The organism is Runella sp. MFBS21 (assembly GCF_029433105.1).
Classification (GTDB): domain Bacteria; phylum Bacteroidota; class Bacteroidia; order Cytophagales; family Spirosomataceae; genus Runella.
In genome coordinates this window covers 228,914-250,634 of record NZ_JARNTW010000001.1, presented here as the reverse complement: position 1 = coordinate 250,634, position 21,721 = coordinate 228,914, and the positions used below count along the sequence as shown (strand labels likewise).

Annotated in this window: 12 protein-coding genes; 5 read left to right on the top strand and 7 right to left on the bottom strand. The window is 42.2% G+C overall.

The window, feature by feature from the left end:
• Nucleotides 1-10: 10 nt before the first annotated feature.
• Nucleotides 11-688 (bottom strand): superoxide dismutase, encoded by a 678-nt coding sequence (locus P1X15_RS00855; RefSeq protein WP_277336249.1) that lies wholly within the window; start codon nt 686-688, stop codon nt 11-13.
• Between the two features lie 251 nt (nt 689-939).
• Nucleotides 940-2,319 (bottom strand): glutamine synthetase family protein, encoded by a 1,380-nt coding sequence (locus P1X15_RS00850; protein WP_277336248.1) that lies wholly within the window; start codon nt 2,317-2,319, stop codon nt 940-942.
• Nucleotides 2,320-2,498: 179 nt separating this feature from the next.
• Here P1X15_RS00850 and P1X15_RS00845 point away from each other — a divergent pair, with 179 nt between their 5' ends.
• The 3 genes from P1X15_RS00845 (at nt 2,499) to P1X15_RS00835 (ending at nt 5,180) form a co-directional block, all read left to right on the top strand.
• Nucleotides 2,499-3,476, top strand: coding sequence for a bile acid:sodium symporter family protein (locus P1X15_RS00845; protein WP_277336247.1), 978 nt, complete (start codon nt 2,499-2,501; stop codon nt 3,474-3,476).
• A 117-nt stretch (nt 3,477-3,593) separates the two neighbouring features.
• On the top strand, nt 3,594-4,457 hold the full coding sequence (gene lgt / locus P1X15_RS00840) for a prolipoprotein diacylglyceryl transferase (protein WP_277336246.1): 864 nt from the start codon (nt 3,594-3,596) through the stop codon (nt 4,455-4,457).
• A 108-nt stretch (nt 4,458-4,565) separates the two neighbouring features.
• Nucleotides 4,566-5,180 carry a transposase gene (locus P1X15_RS00835; RefSeq protein WP_277336245.1) on the top strand — a complete coding sequence of 205 codons (615 nt, stop codon included), beginning with the start codon at nt 4,566-4,568 and terminating at the stop codon, nt 5,178-5,180.
• Here the strand turns inward: P1X15_RS00835 and kynU are convergent.
• The 5 genes from kynU to P1X15_RS00810 form a co-directional block, all read right to left on the bottom strand.
• Nucleotides 5,173-6,474: a kynureninase gene (gene kynU, locus P1X15_RS00830; protein WP_277336244.1), complete on the bottom strand. Its 1,302-nt coding sequence runs from the start codon at nt 6,472-6,474 to the stop codon at nt 5,173-5,175. The genes P1X15_RS00835 and kynU overlap by 8 nt on opposite strands.
• A gap of 88 nt (nt 6,475-6,562) precedes the next feature.
• On the bottom strand, nt 6,563-7,015 hold the full coding sequence (locus P1X15_RS00825; protein WP_277336243.1) for a thioredoxin family protein: 453 nt from the start codon (nt 7,013-7,015) through the stop codon (nt 6,563-6,565).
• A gap of 83 nt (nt 7,016-7,098) precedes the next feature.
• The gene (locus P1X15_RS00820) at nt 7,099-8,835 is read right to left on the bottom strand and encodes a hypothetical protein (protein WP_277336242.1); all 1,737 of its coding nucleotides are present in this window, start codon (nt 8,833-8,835) and stop codon (nt 7,099-7,101) included.
• 60 nt (nt 8,836-8,895) lie between these two features.
• A complete protein-coding gene (locus P1X15_RS00815) occupies nt 8,896-13,755 on the bottom strand; it encodes a PKD-like domain-containing protein (protein ID WP_277336241.1) in 4,860 nt (1,619 codons plus the stop codon).
• Between the two features lie 83 nt (nt 13,756-13,838).
• The gene (locus P1X15_RS00810; RefSeq protein WP_277336240.1) at nt 13,839-16,805 is read right to left on the bottom strand and encodes a glycoside hydrolase family 3 N-terminal domain-containing protein; all 2,967 of its coding nucleotides are present in this window, start codon (nt 16,803-16,805) and stop codon (nt 13,839-13,841) included.
• 289 nt (nt 16,806-17,094) lie between these two features.
• Between P1X15_RS00810 and P1X15_RS00805 the strand changes: the two genes are divergently transcribed.
• Nucleotides 17,095-19,890: a TonB-dependent receptor gene (locus P1X15_RS00805; RefSeq protein WP_277336239.1), complete on the top strand. Its 2,796-nt coding sequence runs from the start codon at nt 17,095-17,097 to the stop codon at nt 19,888-19,890.
• Between the two features lie 35 nt (nt 19,891-19,925).
• Nucleotides 19,926-21,683 carry an Ig-like domain repeat protein gene (locus P1X15_RS00800; protein ID WP_277336238.1) on the top strand — a complete coding sequence of 586 codons (1,758 nt, stop codon included), beginning with the start codon at nt 19,926-19,928 and terminating at the stop codon, nt 21,681-21,683.
• Nucleotides 21,684-21,721 lie beyond the last annotated feature (38 nt).

Genomic DNA, 21,721 nt, shown 5'->3' with positions numbered 1-21,721 from the left:
CTATGTTTTTTTATTTGATAGCAGCAGCGTACAATTCGGCTACTTTGTCCCAGTTAACTACATTCCAGAAAGCATCCAAATAATCTGCACGTTTGTTTTGATACTTAAGATAATAAGCATGCTCCCATACATCTACACCCAATATAGGAGTTCCCTGAACATCGGCCACTGGCATAAGAGGATTGTCTTGGTTGGGGGTGGAAGTGACCACTAGTTTTTTATCTTTTACAATTAGCCACGCCCATCCAGAACCAAAGCGAGTGGCTCCAGCATCTTTAAATTTAGCTTTAAAAGCATCAAACGAGCCGAAATCTTTGGTGATAGCGGCGGCCAAAGCACCAGTAGGAGCTCCGCCTTTATTGGCTCCCATAATGCTCCAGAAAAAAGTATGATTCCAGTGACCACCTCCATTATTGCGAACCCCACCAGCGGTTTCTTTCGTGATGGTTTTCATCAAAGCATCAATTGTAATTTTTTCTTCTGGCTTACCCGCAAGTGTTTTATTGAGGTTATCTACATACGCTTTGTGGTGACGGCCATAGTGAATTTCCATGGTATTTTGGTCGATGTATGGCTCTAAAGCGTTGGTCGCGTAGGGAAGAGGCGCTTGAGTAAACTGTGCCATAGCTTGTAGCGAACCTACAGTCAAGGCTATTCCTAAGATGTTTCGAAAAAATTGGGTTGTCATTGTGATAAAACGTTATATGATACATTAATGATGTGCAATAATACACAGCAATACAACGCAAGCGTAGGTATTGGAGGTATTTATTAGACAAAAATAAAAAACCTTCTGGTTTTGGCAGAAGGTTTCAAAGATTAAATCAGTCTAAGGGTTTAGGAATAGGACGAGCAAATATAAAACAATATTTTCACAACTGAACTATTCCAAGAAAAAGTTTAAAAATACCCCTTGTACAATTCTTTAAAAGGGCATATCTAAATTCTTTCAAAATATCGTTTTCTTTCCCAATCCGTCACTGAGGCGTTATAAGTCGCTTGCTCTTTACTATAGAAGTGAGTGTAATGCGCTACTACTTCTTCTCCAAAAGCTCGCTTGGCAAAATCACTATTAGAGAAAATAGCGATTGACTCCGCCAATGTATAAGGTACACGTGGCAAATGCGCCGCCGCATAAATATCCCCTTCAAAAATCGTAGGTGGCTCGATTTGTTTTTCAATTCCTTCTAGACCACAGGCCAACAAAGCAGCAAATGCTAAGTAAGGATTGCAATCAGCGCCAGGAATTCGACATTCGATACGAAGGCTTTTGCCGTGCCCTACTACCCTAAACCCAGCAGTACGGTTGTCGTAGCTCCATGCTAGGCGCGTAGGTGCCCAAGAGCCATCTACATAGCGCTTGTATGAATTGATAGTAGGAGCGTAGAAAACCATTACATCAGGCGCATGGGCAATACATCCCCCTAAAAACCATTTAAACACATTGGTACATTTTACTGGTCCAAAAGCTTCGTCACCAGCAAAAGCACTTTCTCCGTCTTTCCACAAACTAATATGAATATGACAACTAGAACCTGCCCGGTCAGTGGCAAATTTGGCCATAAAGGTAATACTCCATCCCATCGCGTCGGCCACTTCTTTGAGGCATTGCTTGTATACCACGTGGCGGTCGGCCATGTCTAGAATTTCTGAATATCTCACATTGAGTTCATGCTGACCTAGCCCCCACTCTCCTTTGGAGTTTTCGACTGGTACGCCCGATTGCTTCAAATAGCGACGTGCAGCGGCATTGAAAGGCTCGGTGCGGGTTCCTTGTAAAATATGATAATCTTCGATATACCATCCCACTGGTTTGACTGCATCAAAACCTTTTTCGTGGGCATCTCTAAAACTAGTTTCAAACAAATAATACTCTAACTCCGAAGCCGCCACCACCTCAAACTCGTGCTTCTCAGCTCGTTGTAGTTGCTTTCTCAATACAGACCTTGGCGCAATATCGACGTACTGATGCGTTTTCTCGTTTTGTACATCACACAAAATCATAGCTGTACGCTCAAGCCACGCCGCTACTCTTAAAGTAGACAAATCAGGTACTAAATGAAAATCCCCATATCCCAGTTCCCAATTGGCAAAGCTATAACCCGGTACAGGTTCCATTTCCATATCGGTCGTAAGGAGATAATTACATCCGTGAGTGCCGCTTTTGTAAATGTCGTCCACAAAATAATCTGCATCAAAACGTTTGCCTACGAGGCGTCCGTAATGGTCTGTGAAAGCGACAATAATCGTATCAATAGTTTGTTGTTCTACAGCTTCTTTAAGCTGCTCGATTGTAAGAAGTCCTTGGGCTTTAGGCATAGTCTATTTTTTTCTTTAAAAATACCAAAAAATAAAAGTGTCAGATAGGTTGGTTGTCTTTCAATGCCAATTACACCTTTTTTACTGAATTATCATACAAATTACGGCTATTGTATGATAATGGGCTATTGTCATGAATAGTCTTATATTTGCCATTATCCAAACCAAATTCCCGTCCTATGTTGAAACTTTTAGCCAAAGTAGGCCTAAATGGATTTTTCTTTTGTTTGATTGGTGTCATTTTTCTTGCCTATTATTTCCCTACCATTGGTCTTCATCAAAGCCCGTGGCATTTACCCCAAATCGCCGAATATGGCGTCTCTGTCATTTTCTTTTTTTATGGGCTCAAGCTGAGTCCCCAAAAACTAAAAAGCGGCCTTACCAATTGGAAATTACATATTCTGATTCAAACTGCCACTTTTGGGGTATTCCCATTGCTTATTCTTTGTCTTCAATACTTTCTTGATGTTGACAAAACTTCTTTGTTTTGGATAGGTATATTTTATTTGGCAGCATTGCCCTCTACCGTTTCGTCATCAGTCGTAATGGTAGCTATTGCCAAAGGCAACTTACCTGCGGCTATTTTCAACGCCAGTATTTCTAGTATCATAGGTATTTTCATTACGCCTCTTTGGATGAGTGGGCTTCTTGAGCAGCAAGATGCTAATTTTGATCTATTACCAGTTATTTTACGCCTTTGTTTTGAAGTACTTCTACCTGTCATAGTGGGTTATGTTTTGCATTCACAACTTAGTAAATGGGCTGAGCGATACAATCATCTCTTACGCTTGTTTGACCAAACAATCATCCTTCTTATTGTTTATACTTCATTTTGTGAGTCCTTTGCAGGAGGTATGTTTGAAGGGCAGTCGATTCGTGACCTGAGTATTTTGGGTGGTGAAATGCTCTCTTTCTTCTTTTTAATTTTCGGACTCTTATATGCGCTAAGTTCTTGGTTAGGGTTTTCTTATGAGGACCGAGTTACGGTCATATTTTGCGGTTCTAAAAAATCTTTAGTGCAAGGCGCGGTCATGGGAAAAGTACTTTTCCCCAATCCTGTATCATTAGGAGTAGTGTTGCTTCCTTTGATGATGTATCATGCTTTGCAGCTATTAGCTGGTAGTATTATTGCCCAGCAATGGGGCTCCAAGCATTAGTCAAGATGAGAGTTATTTATGATTTCCATTGATTGATAATTTCCTTTTCTAACAATCTTTCTTGATTTTTGTGGAGGTTTTGTTTTTGTTGAAAGTTATTTCCAAAATTGGTCACTTATGTTTGCCTACATTATCTGGGATGTAAACCCTGAAATTTTCAGTATTGGTAGTTTCTCAATTCGCTGGTATGGATTGCTGTTCGCATCGGGTTTTTTGATTGGTCAACGTATCATGGCCTATATATTTCAAAAAGAGGGTGTCAAAGAGTCACTTTTAGATTCGCTTTTACTCACCATGGTGATTTCGACGGTGGTCGGTGCTCGCCTAGGCCACTTTCTTTTTTACGAACCAGAAGTTTTTTTTAAAAACCCGTTGCAAATCATCACTCCTCCTTTTGCGGGCTTGGCAAGTCATGGTGCTACTATTGGTATATTATTAGGGTTATATTTTTATGCTCGTACAAAAAAAATGAGCTTCCTGTGGGTTGTAGACCGTATTGTGATTACGGTAGCGCTAGGTGGCTGTTTTATTCGTTTGGGCAACCTCATGAATTCCGAAATCGTTGGTAAAGTCACGGATGTTCCTTGGGCATTTGTTTTTACCCGCAATTTTGAATTTACTCAGTACCCACGCCACCCAGCTCAGTTGTACGAAGCCATCGCTTGTATCGTATTGTGCTTTTTACTTTTTTGGCTTTGGACTAAGAAAAAATCACAGACACCTCAAGGACTTTTACTTGGTATCTTTCTTTTATGGGTATTTGGGTTACGGTTTGTAATTGAGTTTTTTAAAGAAAATCAAGTAGCTTTCGAAAACGATTTGACTTACAACATGGGACAAATCCTAAGTATTCCTGCGGTATTGTTAGGCTTTTTGTTTTTGGGAATAGCATGGAAAAATCGAGACAAAAAACAGGTTGTTTTTACAGGAAGCCCTACCGAAGAAGCCAATCGAATTCAAGCTAGTGTGACTCATTCCTAACCGATTAGTAAATATTGCCTTCAAAAAGGCGGCTAAGTTTAGAAAAACCGTAATTTCGAGGAACCGAAAGGTTCCTTTTTTATTTTTTTTAAACCAAAAAGTTAAAAGATGAAAACGATTAAACTCCTTGCCTTATTTCTATCCCTTGCCTTACTAAGCTGGAACTGTACAAGTAAAGAAGAAGAAGAAGCCGAAAAGGCAAAAAAAGAGCCCAAAAATGCACTTGAAGCATTGCAAAAAATAGGAGAAGAAGCTGAGAAAATGTCAAAAGAAGGGCCTAAAGAGACCGTAGACCCTAAACTTCTTAAAGCACTTTTGCCAGAAGACGCCGATGGCCTCAAACGAAAAGAGGCTTCTAGTGAAAAAAGTGCCGCTATGGGATTTGGTATATCTACGGCCAAAGCATCTTACCGGGACGACAATGGTCAAGACATCGATGTCAACATCTCCGACGTGGCCGGTATGGGAGTAGCGCTCATGGGAATGGCCGCTTGGTCAATGGCCACAATCGACAAAGAAACCGAAACAGGCTATGAAAAAACTACCGAATATAAAGGCCATAAAGCTTTTGAGAAATACAACACGGACAGCAAAAATGGCGAAATATCGGTCATTGTGGCCAACCGCTACATTGTACAAGTATCTGGAAATGGGGTTGGAATCGACAAAATCAAGTCGGTTTTGGATGATATTGACTTAGATAAACTTGCCGATACTAAATAGCGTTTAGTTTGGATAATAACACATTTTCCAACTCCCAAATTTCCTCAAAAGTATTATACAAAGGAACTGGCGTGAGTCGAATGCAATTGGGCTCACGCCAGTCTCCTACAATCCCTTCTTGTAGTAAGAAATCAAATAACTCTTTCCCTCCCTCTTCCACTAGCAAAGAAAGCTGACTTCCTCTTTGGGAAGGTTCTGAGGGTGTAATGATTTTGATTTTTTGAAATCCAATTTTTTGATTGATTCGCTTGATTACCAATTCCAAAAATTGAGTGAGTGCTATCGACTTAGTTCGTAGATTCTCAATACCAGCTTCTTCAAAAATACCCAATGATGCTTGATGAATAGACAAAGCCATGATATTTGGGGTGCTGAGTTGCCAGCCCGCAGCACCTTTCATTGGGATAAATCCTTTGGTCATCTCAAATCGCCTTGACTCTTCGTATCCCCACCAACCTGCTAAACGAGGCAAAGTATTATCGTGATATTTTTGATGTACAAATACCCCCGACACACCTCCAGGACCAGAATTAAGATACTTGTACGAACACCATACCGCAAAATCTACCTCCCATTGATGTAGTTGGAGAGGAACATTCCCAATGGCATGGGCTAAATCAAAACCTACCAAAATTCCGTATCTTTTCGCCTCTGCCACAATCTCACGCATATCAAATAGCTGCCCCGTATAATACTGCAAACCACTCATACAAACCAATGCAAGCTCATGGGCGTGGGATTTGATAGCTGCCACTATGTCTTCTGTATGGATTAACCACTTACCTATACGCGGAGCTATTTCAATTATCGCCTCCCTAGGAACATACCCGCGCGATGCCACGTGGGTTTCGAGGGCATATTGGTCAGAGGGAAAATCGCCTGCTATAGTCAATATCTTAAACTTCTCAGAAGTGGGTCGATAAAAAGAAGTAAGCATCAAATGGAGATTGACCGTCAACTGATGCATGGGACACACTTCTTCAGGTAAAGTACCCAATAGCTTTGCTAGCCCTTTTTGACAATATTTGTGGTAAGATAACCAGGGTTTTTCGCCTTCAAACCAGCCTTCTACTCCGTAGTTTTGCCATGTTTTTAATTCTTTGTCTACGGCAAGTCTTGCGTTTTTGGGTTGAAGCCCTAGGGAGTTTCCACACAAATAAATCACTGACTTGTTATTTTGCTGAGGGATATAAAACTGTTCGCGGAAGCCGCGTAACCTATCTTTTTGGTCTTGGGCAAGTGCCCACTCTTTTAACTGTGGGGAAGAAACTGACAGAAGCGAATCAAAGTTCATGATAGCTTTTTTATCTATATTTTTAGATTCTATAAAAACAAGAATCCCCCTTCATTTTGTGTGAAGAGGGATTCTTGGTGATTATTTCTTATTTTTTCATTACCATTTGAGCAAACTTGATAAGCTCAGGACCATCCATACCTCCGAGATGACTAGTAACCACTTTACCATTTCCATTGATAAAAAACAATGAAGGATAACCTTCAATAGGATATACGTTTGCCAACTGTGGCCCTTCTCCTATCTCCATGTCTTTTTTTACATTAATAAAATTGGCATTAAAAAATTCGCCTACGTCTTTACGAGTAAAGACATTTTTTTGGAGAAGCTTACAAGGGCCACACCAACTGGTATAAGCATCAAAAAAGATGAGTTTTTTCTCTTTTTTTGCTTTTGCCAATACTTTTGCCCAAGGTAGTTCCACAAACTGTATGCCTTCAGCAGCAGACTTAGAGGGGGTTTTGGATACCTCTGTGGTAGTAGCAGCAATACCCGATACTACAGCAACTGTCAATACTAAAGCAAAAAGAAAGCGTTGCATTGAGTTTATTTTATTAGGTTTTAGATTCTATTTTGTTTTACAACGCAAAAATGCTCCTAATTGGTTTACTCCTTTTTCAAAACTTACCATATCAACGAATACTTAATGGTTCCGTTGGCCGGGAGCAACAATTCCTGCTGTCCGTTAGCAGTCCGTACTATAGGTTTACTTTTGGGATCAACACGTACATAATAGCTTTGTCCATCTACTTCATACAGACCTTTTTCTACTTGTGAGATGCTACCGCTACTTACAAGTCTTACGTAGCCATTGGGAAGAGTAGTGGTAATAGTACGAGTCAAGCCGCCATTTTCGGGGATGATTTCATCGCTCACCGATGCGTCATTGATAAGATAAGTCAACATCGGAAAGCCATCAGGATTCAGCCTAAAGCCTTTATAAACAAAATTAGCCATTGAATCAGGCCAACTAGCATTGACATCCGACAATACGGCTACATCGGCTTGGCCTTTGGTCAAAATAGCCGCACCCGCTGGTTGTAATATTTGAGGTTCCCCCCTTTCGTACCACATTTGGGTAACATCCGCAAAACCACCTTTCCAAAATTGCAAAAGTGCGCCTCGATTCAAATCCAAACTATAATGCGTCCCCACGGGCGAACCAACTGAAAGACAATGGGTGCGTTTATTTTTTTCGCCTTCACGCTGAATAAACGACCTTACCAATTCAGCTTTGGTAGAAGCAGTGACTTCAATAGTCGGGATAGGTTTTGGTTCTGGAAGCGAAGAAGTCACATGCAAAGCATATGATCTGACGCCTTGAGTCGAAATAAACATTCCTAGTCCGTGTCCTCTCCAAGTGAGTTTGTGATATTGGAGACGAAAAGGATGCAACCCTTTGGTAAAATGATAAGTTGCGGGTACGTAGTTTTGAAGAAAATCATTCCATTGATACGGTAATACCGTTTTCCCGTCTATTTCTAAAGAAGCATTAGACATGTAAGCTAGCTGAATCAAGTAGTCGGCTTCTTGTTCCACATCAAATTTTCCCTCATATACTAGATAAAAGCTATTGTTGCCAAGTCCCCACTCGCGAGTCAAGATAGAGGTTGTGTCTTTTTTCAAGATATTTTCAGCCAACAACTCCTTCGGTCTATCATTAGTAGCTTTGTAAAGCGTATAAGACAAATCTCGAAGTTTCACAGGTCTAGCATCGCTTAAGAGTTGATAAAATATATTTCTAAAAGCTGCCGTACCATTCTCTATTTCAATAGATAAAGCCATATCAGGAGTGGGCGGGGTGCCTAAGAAAGCATTTTCTTGAATCACCACTCCGTTCAATGTAAGTTTTTCGACTTGAGCTACACTTCCTTTGCTGGCTCTTTTGTATTGTACCGCTAGTTTTTGCCAAAGTCCAGGAGCTTTGGAGGCATTTTGAATAGGGACTAGGCTCCCCACGCTGCCACACGCATTCCTGTCTAGTTTGGGGCTTTTCCAGCTATCATTGAGTCTAATACCATACCCTCCCGGGAGATTTAGAATGGCGGTGCTTCCAGGAGCGAGCATAAAATCAAGATTCAAAATAATATCTCCTAATCCTAGATTTGCGCTTGCTTTAGCACCTGTACTTCCTACGATTATGCTTGTTTTAGCATCGGAAGGGGAAGTAGTTTTAAGGAAAGTACTTTTTTCGGGATGCATCATCACCGATTGTGCTACTTTCCAGCTACCGGTCAGCTGGAAAGCACCCTTCCCGTCGGTAGTAAGTTGGGTCATGCCTACATTTTGGGCCTTCAAAGAAAAAACCAAACCGGCCGCCAAGAGAAGGCAGCCGGTTTGAAACGCAACAAGTATTTTCATATTTAGAATGAACTTCAACTTTTTGATTGACTACTAGTGAAAATAGTAAGTATTGGTTTTCTACTGTATTTTTAAGATTTTTCGTCGAGCAATCTCCCCATTTCTTTCCGCATTTAGGAAATACTCACCAGGGCGCATATTAGTAAAATCTAGCTCATCACGACTAGAGGTAGTTTGCTGTCGCAATATCACCCTTCCAAATCCATCCACTACCGTAAGCGTGACGCCCGTTGGTCCTTCTATTTCTACAGTACAACGCGCCTGTACTGGTACAGGATATACTTTGAGCCATTCAGTTCCAGCCCCAGGCTTAACCCCAAGCACAGGATTAACAATAAGCACAAAGCGGGAAGTAGCAGCACCATTACCACAACCATTTCGGATTGAAACTACTTTGTAGGCATTGGTTTGGCCAGGTTTTACAGAAAACTCATAAGGTGTAACCGAAGTAGTAAACGAAGTGTCTTTTCTAGACAAACTATCATTATAGGTAATCGTCCAAGGTACCTCACCCGTAAACGCAATCGCGATTTTGGCACTTTCATTTTCATACACGCTTGGTGGGCCAGAAATGGTAGCGGTGGGTAATTCGCGAGCAGTAATTTGTACGGGGCTAATTTTGCCTTTTACTGTAAAATTTGAGGCAATTCCTACGACACGTACGTAGTAATTCCCCGCAGTAGTGGTATTGGGCAAGATACCCCTCAATGGGCTACTATTTCCTTCTGTAGTGATGGTTTGGAAACCAGCATCTTCTGGAGTTTTCGAAATCTGAACCTTAAACTGTGTATTAGAAGGGAAAAAATCGGATGAAAAATAAGGCATTGTAAATGAAGTACCAGCGCACAAATTGGTAACGCTTGGATTCCCTACATCTATAATAGCTACCTTTACGTTGATAACGGCACTACCTGCTGGAGTTCCCTCACCACAATTGTTTGTTACTTTCGTAATAATATAGGTAGTAGTATCCAAAGGACTTACTGAAATAGTCGTTGGGTTTTGGGAAGTTGAAAGCGTGACTCCGTTAGAAAGTGTATAAGTCCAAGGAGCATCTCCCGTAAACACAATCGAAAGAGGAGCCGATTGTCCTTGTGTGATATTGGAGCCTCCACTCAAAGTTGCACTTGGCAAAGGTTTGATGACTACCGTGATTTCAGCTCTTGGGCTTTCACAACCATTTGAACCCGTCTGTGTTACATAAAATTGGTAAGTACCTGGCGTTTGGGTTGGAGGAATATTTGGAGTGCTTTGAGGGGTTCCGCCCGTTTTGTTGGTATTATACCATTTAAGGTTATCTCCAGTAGCATTCAGGGGTTGAGGAGCTGAGTTTTGGCAGTTTACTACTGGTGCACTTGTCACTGTAGGAAGCGGAGTAGTACGCACGTTTACCTTGATATCGGTACGCCCGCCACGACATCCATCTAGCACCTGAAGTACACTATAAGTACCTTCAAAGCCTACATCCGTTTTTATAACGGGTGCCACATTGGTTTCCCCTGTATTATTGGGTAGTATCCACACTAGGCTTTGCCCCGTTCCTGTAAGTTTTGCATCCAATTCTACTTGAGGATCAAACTGGCACAATAAATATTCTTGTTTTGAAACAGAAGCAAAAGGAGGTAATGGTTTGGTAGTTACCTTTATTTCTGACCTAGGGCTCTCGCACTCGTATTGATTGGTCTGAGACACATAATAGCTGGTAGTACCCACTGTGTTGGTAGAAGGTGTAATAGCTAAGCCCGACCATGTTCCTTCAGTAGGTTGGCTATACCATTTTAGATTTTGCCCATTGGCTGTGAGTGGTTGTGCTACCGCAGTATTACAATAAAAAATAGGCGAAGGAGCACTTGGGTTACCAGGTGTAGGATTGACTCTATACGTAAACTGCTGAGCACTAGCAGTACAGCTTGCGGTAGAAGCCACTACGCTAATCGTGGCTGTAAGTACATCCTGAGAATTATTAATAACCCGGTATCCTCCATTGATATTTCCTGAGCCGCTTGTCCCAAAACCAATATTATTTGACGACGACCAATTGAAGTTAGTATTGGGAGTTTCACTAGAGAAATTAAGCGCCACTCCTATGCTATTGGCACAAATCTGGTTGGGATTTGGAAGACTAGCTTTAGGTGTAGGATTGACAGTGATAGTAAACTTACCTTCTTTTCCTGCGCAACCATTTGCCGTAGGATTTACGGTAACGGTGGTTGTGACAGCACTCGTCACGGGGCTTGTCACTGTATACCCTCCGACATTACCTGAGCCACTACCTCCAAAACCCACATCTGCGGTACTTGTCCATGCAAAGGTAGTACCAGGAGTAGGGCTTCCGAAATTGATAGGAGCACCACCTGTACCGCCGCATAGGGTAAGGTTGTTGATGGTATTGACGGTAGGGGTAGGATTGACGGTAACAGTAAACGAGCGAGAGGCTCCTGTACAGGTGGCTGTTTGAGCAGTAATATTAACGGTAGCTACCACCGGCGTAGCTCCTGTGTTAATAGCAGCATAGGCTGCAATATTACCAGTACCACTAGCTCCAAAACCAACATTAGCATTGGATACCCAATTGAAAGTAGCACCTGTAGTAGGACTAGAGAAGCTTATCGCTGGTGCAGAGGCTGTATTACAAAAGACGGCGTTTGTGATATCATTGATTCTGGGAGAGGGGTTGACAGTCACAGTGAATGTTTTTGCACTTCCCACGCATGTATTGGCTGTGGGAGTTACCGACACGGTACTTACTACTGCTGTCGGACTTCCGTCAATAGCCGTATAATTAGGGATATTTCCAGATCCTGAAGTACCAAAGCCTACGTTTGTACTGCTTGTCCAAGCATAGGTAGTACCAGGAGTAGCGCTACCAAATGCAATAGAAGGAGCAGGGGCATTGCCACAAAAAGTAGCGTTGGAGATAGTATTGACAATAGGGGTGGGATTGACTGTAACTGTGAAATTGGTAGCTGGCCCTGTACAGGTTCCAGTAGTAGGGGTCACCGATACGGTATTGGCTACAGAATTAGTCCCTGTATTAGTAGCCGTAAATGCCGCAATATTGCCTGAGCCGGAAGTGCCAAAGCCTGAATTGACTGAGCTTGTCCAATTAAATGTAGTACCACTCACAGGGCCAGAAAAGTTAATAGCACTTCCTGCAGCACCATTACAATAAGCAACATTAGATACTGTATTAACTGTAGGGCGTGGATTAATAGTTATTGTAAAAATTCGAGGTGAACCTGGGCATCCATTGATTGAAGGCGTAACAGTGATAGTAGAAACTACTGCGGTGGTATTATCACTTATAGTAGTATAGCCACCTATAGTGCCTGAGCCAGAAGTGCCAAACCCTACATTGACGCTACTCGCCCAACTAAATGAAACACCACTAGTAGGGCTTGTAAAATTAATACCACTTACTGGTACACCTCCACAAAAGCTCGCATCACTTATTGCATTTACACTTGCGGTAGGGTTTACGGTGACGGTAAAAGTTCGAGCAGGCCCAGTGCATGAATTAGCGGTAGGCGTTACCGAAACAGTCGCTACTACAGGATTGGCGGTACCATTGGTACCAGTAAAAGCAGGAATATTTCCATTGCCAGATGTACCAAAACCCACACTGGTGCTACTTGTCCAAGTAAATGTTGTGCCAGCGGTTGCACTGCCAAAATTAATGGCCGCACCGCCTGCTCCATTACACAATGATACATCCGAAATCGTATTGACAGTAGGAGTAGGTTTGACGGTTATCGAAAAACTTCTTTGAGTACCAGCACAACCTCCTACTTTTGGCGTAACTGTTACCGTGGCAACTACATCAGAAGTGCCCCCGTTACTAGCTGTATAAGCAGCAATATTCCCACTTCCAGAAGTACCAAAACCAACATTTATGCTGCTTGTCCAGTCGAAAGTAGCTCCCCCACTAGGACTCGAAAAACTAATAGCCGTGCCAGTGGCTCCATTACAGTAGTTGGCATTTGATATTGCATTGACAGTAGCATTGGTGGGATTGACAGTTACCGTAAATGAAGTTGGAGTGCCTGTACAACCGTTGGCGGTAGGCGTAACCGTGACTGTAGCTGTTACAGGATTAGAGGTGGCATTGGTGGCAGTAAAACCTGCAATATTCCCATTACCTGAAGTTCCAAACCCGACATTAGCGGTGCTTGTCCAAGCGAAAGTAGTACCAGAAGTTGAACTTGAAAAATTGATAGCACCTACCCCGCTACCATTACAGACCCCATTGATATTGGAGACAGAATTGACAGTGGGGGAAGGTTTGACAGTTACTGTAAAATTGTTGGATGTGCCCACACATCCGTTTACTGAAGGAGTGACCGTGACTGTAGCCGTGACGTTGCTTGAACCATTATTATTAGCAGTAAAACTTCCAATATTACCTGTACCCGAAGTATTGAAGCCTACATTAGCGGTGCTTGTCCAGCTAAATGTCGCTCCTGCCGAAGAACTGCTAAAGTTAATGGGACCTGCTGAGGCATTATCACAAGCTTCTAGACTCGTAATATTGTTTACGGTAGCCTTGGGGTTAATGGTAAAATTAGGGCTTTGACCACTGACAGCATTTACCCTTACTCTGATTTTGTAAGTAGAACTTCCAGTGACATTATCAGGTAAGGTAACGGTAATAGGACTTGCAGCACCAGTTCCTAAGTTAGTTGGAGAGCCAAATACCCCGCTTGCATCTGATAGCTCCACTGTAAACGAAGAAGGAGCAGGTGTAAAACCAGTGGCACTAAACGATACTCTCGCTTGACTGCCTAAACAAAAACCACCCGTCGGAACAGCCCCCGCCGTAGTTGTTACTATTACGGTGTTTATACTTTGCGCAAAACTCCGATAGGCTCCTCCGCACATTAATATAACTGCACAGCCTAGGATAAGTAGTTTTTTTAACATAATCGATTCAAATTGATTTTTCTAAAAACGCTCAAAATTACTTCTTTATTGAAAAACATTCACATTCTCACCAGCTTCACTTATTATTCGTGTTCTGCCACCGCTTCATATACTATCTCATGGATTTTTCGTCTGATCCGTTGGCTGTTGATTTGGGTGTTTTCGGCATTGGGATGCACTCTATTGGACAACATCACAAATACTAGCTCATTTTTAGGATCTACCCATACCATAGTGCCCGTAAACCCTGAATGTCCAAATGACGAAGGGGAGGCCGAAGTTGCCACAAAAACACTTTCTCCCTTTTGAGGAGCTTTGTCCCAGCCCAAGCCCCGATGATGAGCACTATCATACATACGTGCAAAGGTAGGCAAAGTCTCTTCTTGGAAATAACGTCGGTCTCCGTAAAGCCCTTTTTGCAAATTCATTTGCATCAAAATCGATAAATCATAAGCGGTACTAAAGAGCCCTGCATGCCCAGCCACGCCGCCATAGACGGCTGCCATCTGGTCATGAACGGTTCCTCGAAGCAATTGATTACGGTACGTAAAGTCGTTTTCGGTAGGAGCAATTTGTGTATCAGCAAACTTTTCTAATGGTTTAAAACGTGTATTCATCATCCCTAATGGTTCATAAAAATTCTGACCTAAGAATTCGTCTAAGGGCTGATTTGTGACGCGCTCTATTACCTTTTGTAACATCAAAATCCCTAAATCACTATATACAAAAGGATAATGTCCATTTACTGGCTTTTTGAGTGGCGATTGTACGACCCATCGCCATACTGAGTCTTTCAAGGCCGATTTTGCAAACAGCTTCGGAGCTATTTGCATGGGATATATGCTGTCTCGTACCGAACTATAATATTCACTCATCAGTCCACCTCCTCCCGTTTTTGTATTTTCCCAAAGTTTTGGATAGAAAGCCACCAACCCCGAACGGTGCAACAACAAATCTTCGATACTGATATGGGCTTTGTTGGTACCCACAAGTTCAGGCAAAAAATGTGCCGCTTTTTGTTTTATATCAATAATGCCTTGTTCGTTTAAGTACATAACTGCCTGTAAGGTAGCTGCTACTTTTGTGACAGAGGCGACATCGTACATAGTCTCGGAAGTGACTTTTTCGTTCAAATTATCATAGGTAAGCGTTCCATAGTTTCGCTGAAAAACTACCCTTCCACGTCGCGCTACCACTACTTGGCATCCAGGAAATATTCGTGCTTGGATTGATTTTTGAACAAGGGTATCAATCTTGAGTAAAGTCGCCGAACGAAGGCCCACCTGTTCTGGTAGCCCTACAATTAGTCTGCTAAGAGGTTTTGTTTCTATACCTGTTCCTAAAGTATATAATCCTTCTATCGAGATAGGCAATTTACCTTTGAAAGGCAAAGCCCCGAAAATTTGTTGAGCGGCTGCTACTTCCAAATCGGGAAGATTCTCATAAGCACAAATCACCCCAGAGGTGGTGGGCAACTGCAACAAGGCATAAGGAGAAGCAAACAGACTTACTATCACTTTGGATTTTTGCTGCAAGCGATTCAACAGCTCCACTGTAGCCGAAGTAATATGAAAAGGTCGGTTAAAATTTCGGCGCGTATCGTGCAAACTTACAATCACCACTTTGGCATTACCTACTTGTGATACTAAGCTTTCAACCTCTGAATTAGTAGTAGGCTTTTCGGCATATACTATGTGATTGAAAGAAGCATATTTGCTGAGTGTTTGCTGAAAAAGATTAATACCACCTCCGCCAATAGCAATAGAAGCAAATGTACAGGTATCTATTGCCGTAATCGGCAGCAACTGATTTTCATTTCTTAAAAGAGTGACCGCTTGCTCCGCCAAATCGCGGGTCAAAGACTTAAAATGAGCTGAACTCAGCTCTGCATTGACCGTTTTATAATCAACACTTTCTCTCTTATTCAGCCCCATCCAATATTTCGCTTTCAATATTTTACGAGCCTTTTCATCAATCATGTCTTGGGAGATTTTTCCTTTCTCTACTCCTTCCTTGATTCTTTTGATCGTCTCGGCCACATTTTCCGGATAAAGCAACACATCGTTGCCGGCGATTAATGCCTTGATATTAGCCTCAACAGCGGTGCGTCCACGTTTTACGCCTTGCATATTCATGGCATCAGTAAATACCAACCCCTGAAATCCCATTTGCTTTTTCAACAAATCAGTCACAATTTTTGAGGAAAGAGACGAAGCTAAATAAGGTGTTTTGTCCAAAACGGGTACATATAAATGCCCTGTGATGATTCCTGTAAGGCTATCTGCAATAAGTTTTCTAAAAGGATAAAGGTCTGTTTCGTCGAGACGATCCGTCGAGTGGGCTAGTACTGGTAGCGTATAGTGCGAATCCGAGTCAGTATCGCCATGCCCTGGAAAATGCTTGGCCGTAGCCATTACATTTTGATGCTGTAAGCCTTTCATATAAGCAGCAGACTTGTCAGTCACATTTTCGCGTGCCTCCCCAAAAGAACGCATTCCAATGACAGGATTGCGGGGGTTACTATTAATATCTGCTACAGGGGCAAAATTCACATGTATTCCCAGCCGTCGGCACTGACGGCCTATCTCAAGCCCCATACGATAAATATACTGATTGTCTTGGATAGCTCCTAAAGTCATTTGTTTGGGAAAATCATCAATACTATCCAAGCGCATCCCCAGTCCCCATTCTCCATCAATACCTATCATGAGGGGAACTTTTGACAATGCTTGATAGCGGTTTGTCAACTTGGCTTGCCGTGAAGGCCCTCCTTTAAAAAATATCAATCCACCCACTTGCTGATTTTTAATCAACAAATCTAGGTGCCTGTAGTAAGATTCATTGCGATCAGAGTGGGTGGCAATCATAAAAAACTGGCCAATTTTCTGCTCTAATGACATTAAAGTGAAGACACTATCTACCCATTTGTTTTCTGCAAAAACAAAGGTATTGGTAGGGGTATCAAGCTTAGTAGGCTTATGAAAGACCAAGCTCATACTGCCAAGTAATAGTATGCTTAAGATAGACGAGTGAACCAATAAATTTTTCATAGGTACGGGGAAACACACAAAAATAAGAAAAAACCCCTTTGTAAAACTTTAAAAAAATTGTACAAAACCAATTTTTTTCTCTATTCCTAAACCAATGTTTATTATTAGTCAACTTTAATTCACAAAGCAGGGCTACTCTTTTTTTTGGTGATTTTTAGACACTTACTAACCCAAAACCAATAATAATCTACTCATAATATTGGCTTAACATTGGCATAATATTGTACTTCTACTTTTGTATCGAATTTTAAACACCGATATGAAAGTAAATTTTAAACAAGACAAATCCATGAGCAGATTCTTACTGTTTGTTGTCCTTTCTTTCTTTTCCGCTTTTAGTTTTGCCCAAACTGGAACCCTCCGTGGCACTATCACTGATGCCAAAAACAAAGAAACTTTGATTGGCGCTACCGTCAAATTGGTAGGTACTCAACTAGGTGCTGCTACTGATATCAACGGTTTCTTTTCTATTGCCAAAATACCCGCTGGCAAATACACCGTTGAAATTACGTATGTCTCTTATAAAACGGAAAACATCGCAAATGTTGCGATAGAAGCCGACAAAGTTACAGAGATAAATTCAGCACTTTTAGAAGCCGCTTCTACCCTTGATGAAGTACGCGTAGTAGCTACACGACAGACCAACACGGAGGTGTCGGTCATTAGCGAAATCAAAGCTTCTCAGAACATTGTGAGTGGGATTTCGTCCCAACAAATCGCACGTACCCTCGACCGCGACGCTGCCCAAGTCGTGAAGCGTGTACCCGGTATTACAATCGTAGGCGACCGCTTCATCACTATTAGAGGCTTGAATCAACGCTACAACAATGTGATGCTTCACAACGCTTTCACTCCTTCTATGGAAACAGACGTAAAAGCGTTTTCTTTCGACGTGATTCCGAGTGGTCAGATTGATCGTTTATTGATTTACAAGACCCCTTCCGCTGATTTGCCAGGAGAGTTTGCAGGGGGAGTTGTTAAAATCTTTACTAAAAATATTCCTGACCAAAATAGCATCGTTTTTGACTATAGTCTAGGAATCCGTCAAGGAACTACTTTCCAAGATTTTAAAGCTTCAAAACAAGGGAATAACTATTGGACAGCTTTCAACAATGGTTATTTGGACTTGCCTAGTGATTTTCCCAAAGATTTGCGAGCGGTTGGCAACAATCCTGCACTTATCGAGCTAGCGGGACGCTCTTTGCGCAATGAGTGGGTGCCGGTAAGTTCGAGTGCTTCACCTGACCAGCGTTTGTCATTGACTGGCAACTTCAAAATGAAGTTAGGAAATATTCAAATCGGTAACATCACTACTGTCAACTACAGTGAGACAAGGGTAGTTACCAATACCGAGCGTAATGATTACAATATCGGTGCCAACAATCAAATCGAGACCTTGTTTGAATACGACGACAAAGCTTATGCTCGCAACAACCGCGTTGGAGTTTTACACAACTGGGCTTTCCGTTTCAACAACAATCACTCGGTAGAATTTAAGAATTTGTTCAATCAAATCAGCAATGGCCGCTATGTATTCCGCTCAGGTCAAGATATTGCTCAAAACTATCGCCCAAACAATCACTCCTTTGACCAAGTGTACCGTGGTATTTATTCTGGCCAACTTACTGGAAAGCACAAATTCAATGACGACAAAACCGTGATTGACTGGGTAGCAGGCTACAACAATTCTTATCGTGACCAGCCTGATTATAAAAGATACCGCTCTGATGTAGTTGATGCTACTACAGGAAAAACCGAAATCTATATTCCTATAGGTCAAGCTCAAGCATACTTTCTAGGTCGTTTTAGCTCCGAAATGAAAGAAAGTGGGTATACTGGTGGTGCAAACCTTACCCAAAAACTCACTGCGGGCGGCAAAGAACTCGAACTAAAATTTGGTGGGTTTTATGAATTGAAAGACCGCACTTTCAAAGCCCGTAACCTAGGGTATGTCAGAGGTGGAAACTTCGATCCTTCGCTAGCAGGAAGTGATATAAACCAACTCTTTCAAAATATTAGAAACGACGGAGGTATTCGGATTGACGAACAAACCAATCCCAACGACTCTTATACTTCCAAAAATACCCTTGTGGCTGGATATGGTCTTATCAATGTACCTTTTACCAAAAAATTCAATGCCATCGTAGGGGTAAGAATCGAAAACAACCGTCAACAAATGAAGAGTACGTTTTTGGGTGGTGCCCCTGCCAAAGTTGACAACAAAATCACAAGCGTACTTCCTTCAGCCAACTTGACTTACAATTTCAGCGAAAAAACTTTGCTTAGAGCCGCCTATGGCATGACTGTCAACCGACCTGAGTTTCGTGAACTCGCCCCATTCTCGTTTTTTGACTTTGACTTCAACGTTGTATATGAAGGAAATCCCAACCTGAAAATCGCGACTGTTCAAAACATGGACTTGCGTTGGGAAATGTATCCTACTCCGTCAGAGATTATCAGTGTAGCGGCTTTTTATAAGTACTTCAATACTCCAATTGAATCTACTGTTGATTTAGGTTCAACAGGCTTGGGTTCTAAAACTTTCATCACCAACAACGCCGAAAGTGCATACAGCACCGGACTTGAGGTTGAAGTCAAAAAAGGCTTGGGTACATTGAGACCTGGCTCTAGCTTCCTCGAAAAAACCAGTTTACTCTTTAACACTGCACTTATTTACAGCCGCGTAAGCTTGGGAGCAAGAGGTGTAGGGCAGTCAGACAATCGTCCATTACAAGGTCAATCTCCCTATATCGTCAATGTAGGTCTCAATTATAGTGATACCAAAAAAGACTTCCAAGTCAATTTGCTCTACAATGTGATTGGTCGCCGTATCATCGCGGTAGGTTTCGAAGCTTACCCTGACTTATACGAAATGCCTCGTAATGTAATAGACCTTACTTTCTCAAAAGGCATAGGACAACGCTGGACGCTTAAAGGTGGTATCCAAGACCTTTTGAATCAGCCTTGGCGCATCATGCAAGACTCCAACAAAGACAACAAGTTTGAGTCTGGGACCGACTTCTTCGTGCAGAAGTACCGCACAGGCCAACTTGTCAGCTTAGGATTTTCTTACCGATTGTTATAATTTCTTATCATTTCATTTCACAAAACAAAACACCGATGAACTTTCGTCGTCTAACCCAGTCAGTCCTAACATTAGGAATACTGTCATTGGCATTGGTTTTCAATGCTTGTAAAAAAGAAGAAGAAATCGGCCCCGCCCCTACTATCACAGCTGGTAATGCTACTCAAGGATTGGTAGGTGCAGTTGTAAAGATTACGGCCACTATCAACGCCCCCGAAGGATTAAAAACCCTTACTGTTTTGAAAAACGGTCAGGCTTTTGATAGCAAAAGCTATACTGGTCAAACTACCGATAGCTACTCCAAAGATTATACTATCGAAACCCTACCCATAGGCTCTAGTGTAGTATTTACTTTCCAAGCTACGGATTCTCAAAATCAAACTTCTACTGTAGCTACGCAAGTGGTGAGCGTTTCTGACGTTCCTTCGCGTACGCCTGTTGACGTAAGAGGGGTAATAACAGGAAATGTTACTTGGACAAAAGACAAAATCTACAAGCTCATTGGCTTCGTAAGAGTAGGTGCCGACACTACCGAAACCTTCTCTTCTACGGCTGCTACAGGTACTTTGACTATTGAACCTGGTACTGTCATCATCGGTGACCGTGCTTCAAAAGGAACGCTTATCATTCAGCGTGGTAGCAAAATCATCGCTAACGGTACCGCCGATGCCCCTATCGTATTTACTTCAGAGCGCCCGATTGGTCAGCGTGAGTCAGGAGACTGGGGAGGATTGGTGATTTGTGGTAGAGCCGTAAACAATCAATCTACCGGTGATAAAGGTATTCAACTTGAAGGAAGCTACAAAGGCTGGCATGGTGGTTCCAACGATGCCGACAACTCTGGTTCTTTGAAATATGTACGTGTTGAATATGCAGGTGTGCCTATCAACCCCAACCAAGAAGTAAACTCCTTTACTTTTGGTTCGGTAGGAAGCGGTACAACTATGGAATACTTACAAGCTTCTTATGGTCTTGATGATTCGTTTGAGTGGTTTGGTGGTACTGTCAATGCCAAATATTTGGTAGCTTATCGCGGTCTTGACGATGATTTTGACATGGATTTTGGGTATCGTGGAAACCTCCAATTTATCGTCGGTATGCGTGGTGCTACTTTGGCCGATCAATCTGGTTCTAATGGATTTGAGGTCGACAACGATGGCCAAGGCTCTGCAGCTACTCCTATCACTGCGCCAGTTATCTCAAACGCCTCCTTGATTGGACCTAAAGAAACCAATGCAACGTCGATTAGCACTCAATTCCAGAACGGTATGCACCTTCGTCGTAACACTCAAATTAAGGTATACAATGCCGTAGTAACTGGCTACCCTAATGGTGTTTATATCGACGGAACCAATACCTTGGCAAATGCAGGTAGTGGTAGCTTGATTCTCAATCGCGTAGTAGTAGCAGGTGTAGCCAACTGGGGTAGCAATGGTTTTGGTCAAGGATCTAGCCCTGCACCTATTGGTTTTGCGGTAAGAGATATCAACACAGCCACTCCTGCGGTAGACCTCAAAGTAGGCGAACAAAAACCGTCTGATTGGTTTGCGGCTCAAGCAGGCAACAAAATCCTTACTACTTATGCTGGATTAGGTTTGAGTCAAAGCTTGTTCCAAGCCGTAACGCCTACATTTACATTGAGCAATGGCGGTACACTTGCCACTGGCGGTACCATTCCTAGTGGGTCATTCTTTACAGCGGCTACTTTCATCGGTGCTTTTGGGTCGGAAGATTGGACTACAAAATGGTCTAATTTCAACCCCGGAACTACCGACTATTCTAAAGTAAAATAATTATCTATATTTCGGGGAGTCATTCAAACTTTGACTCT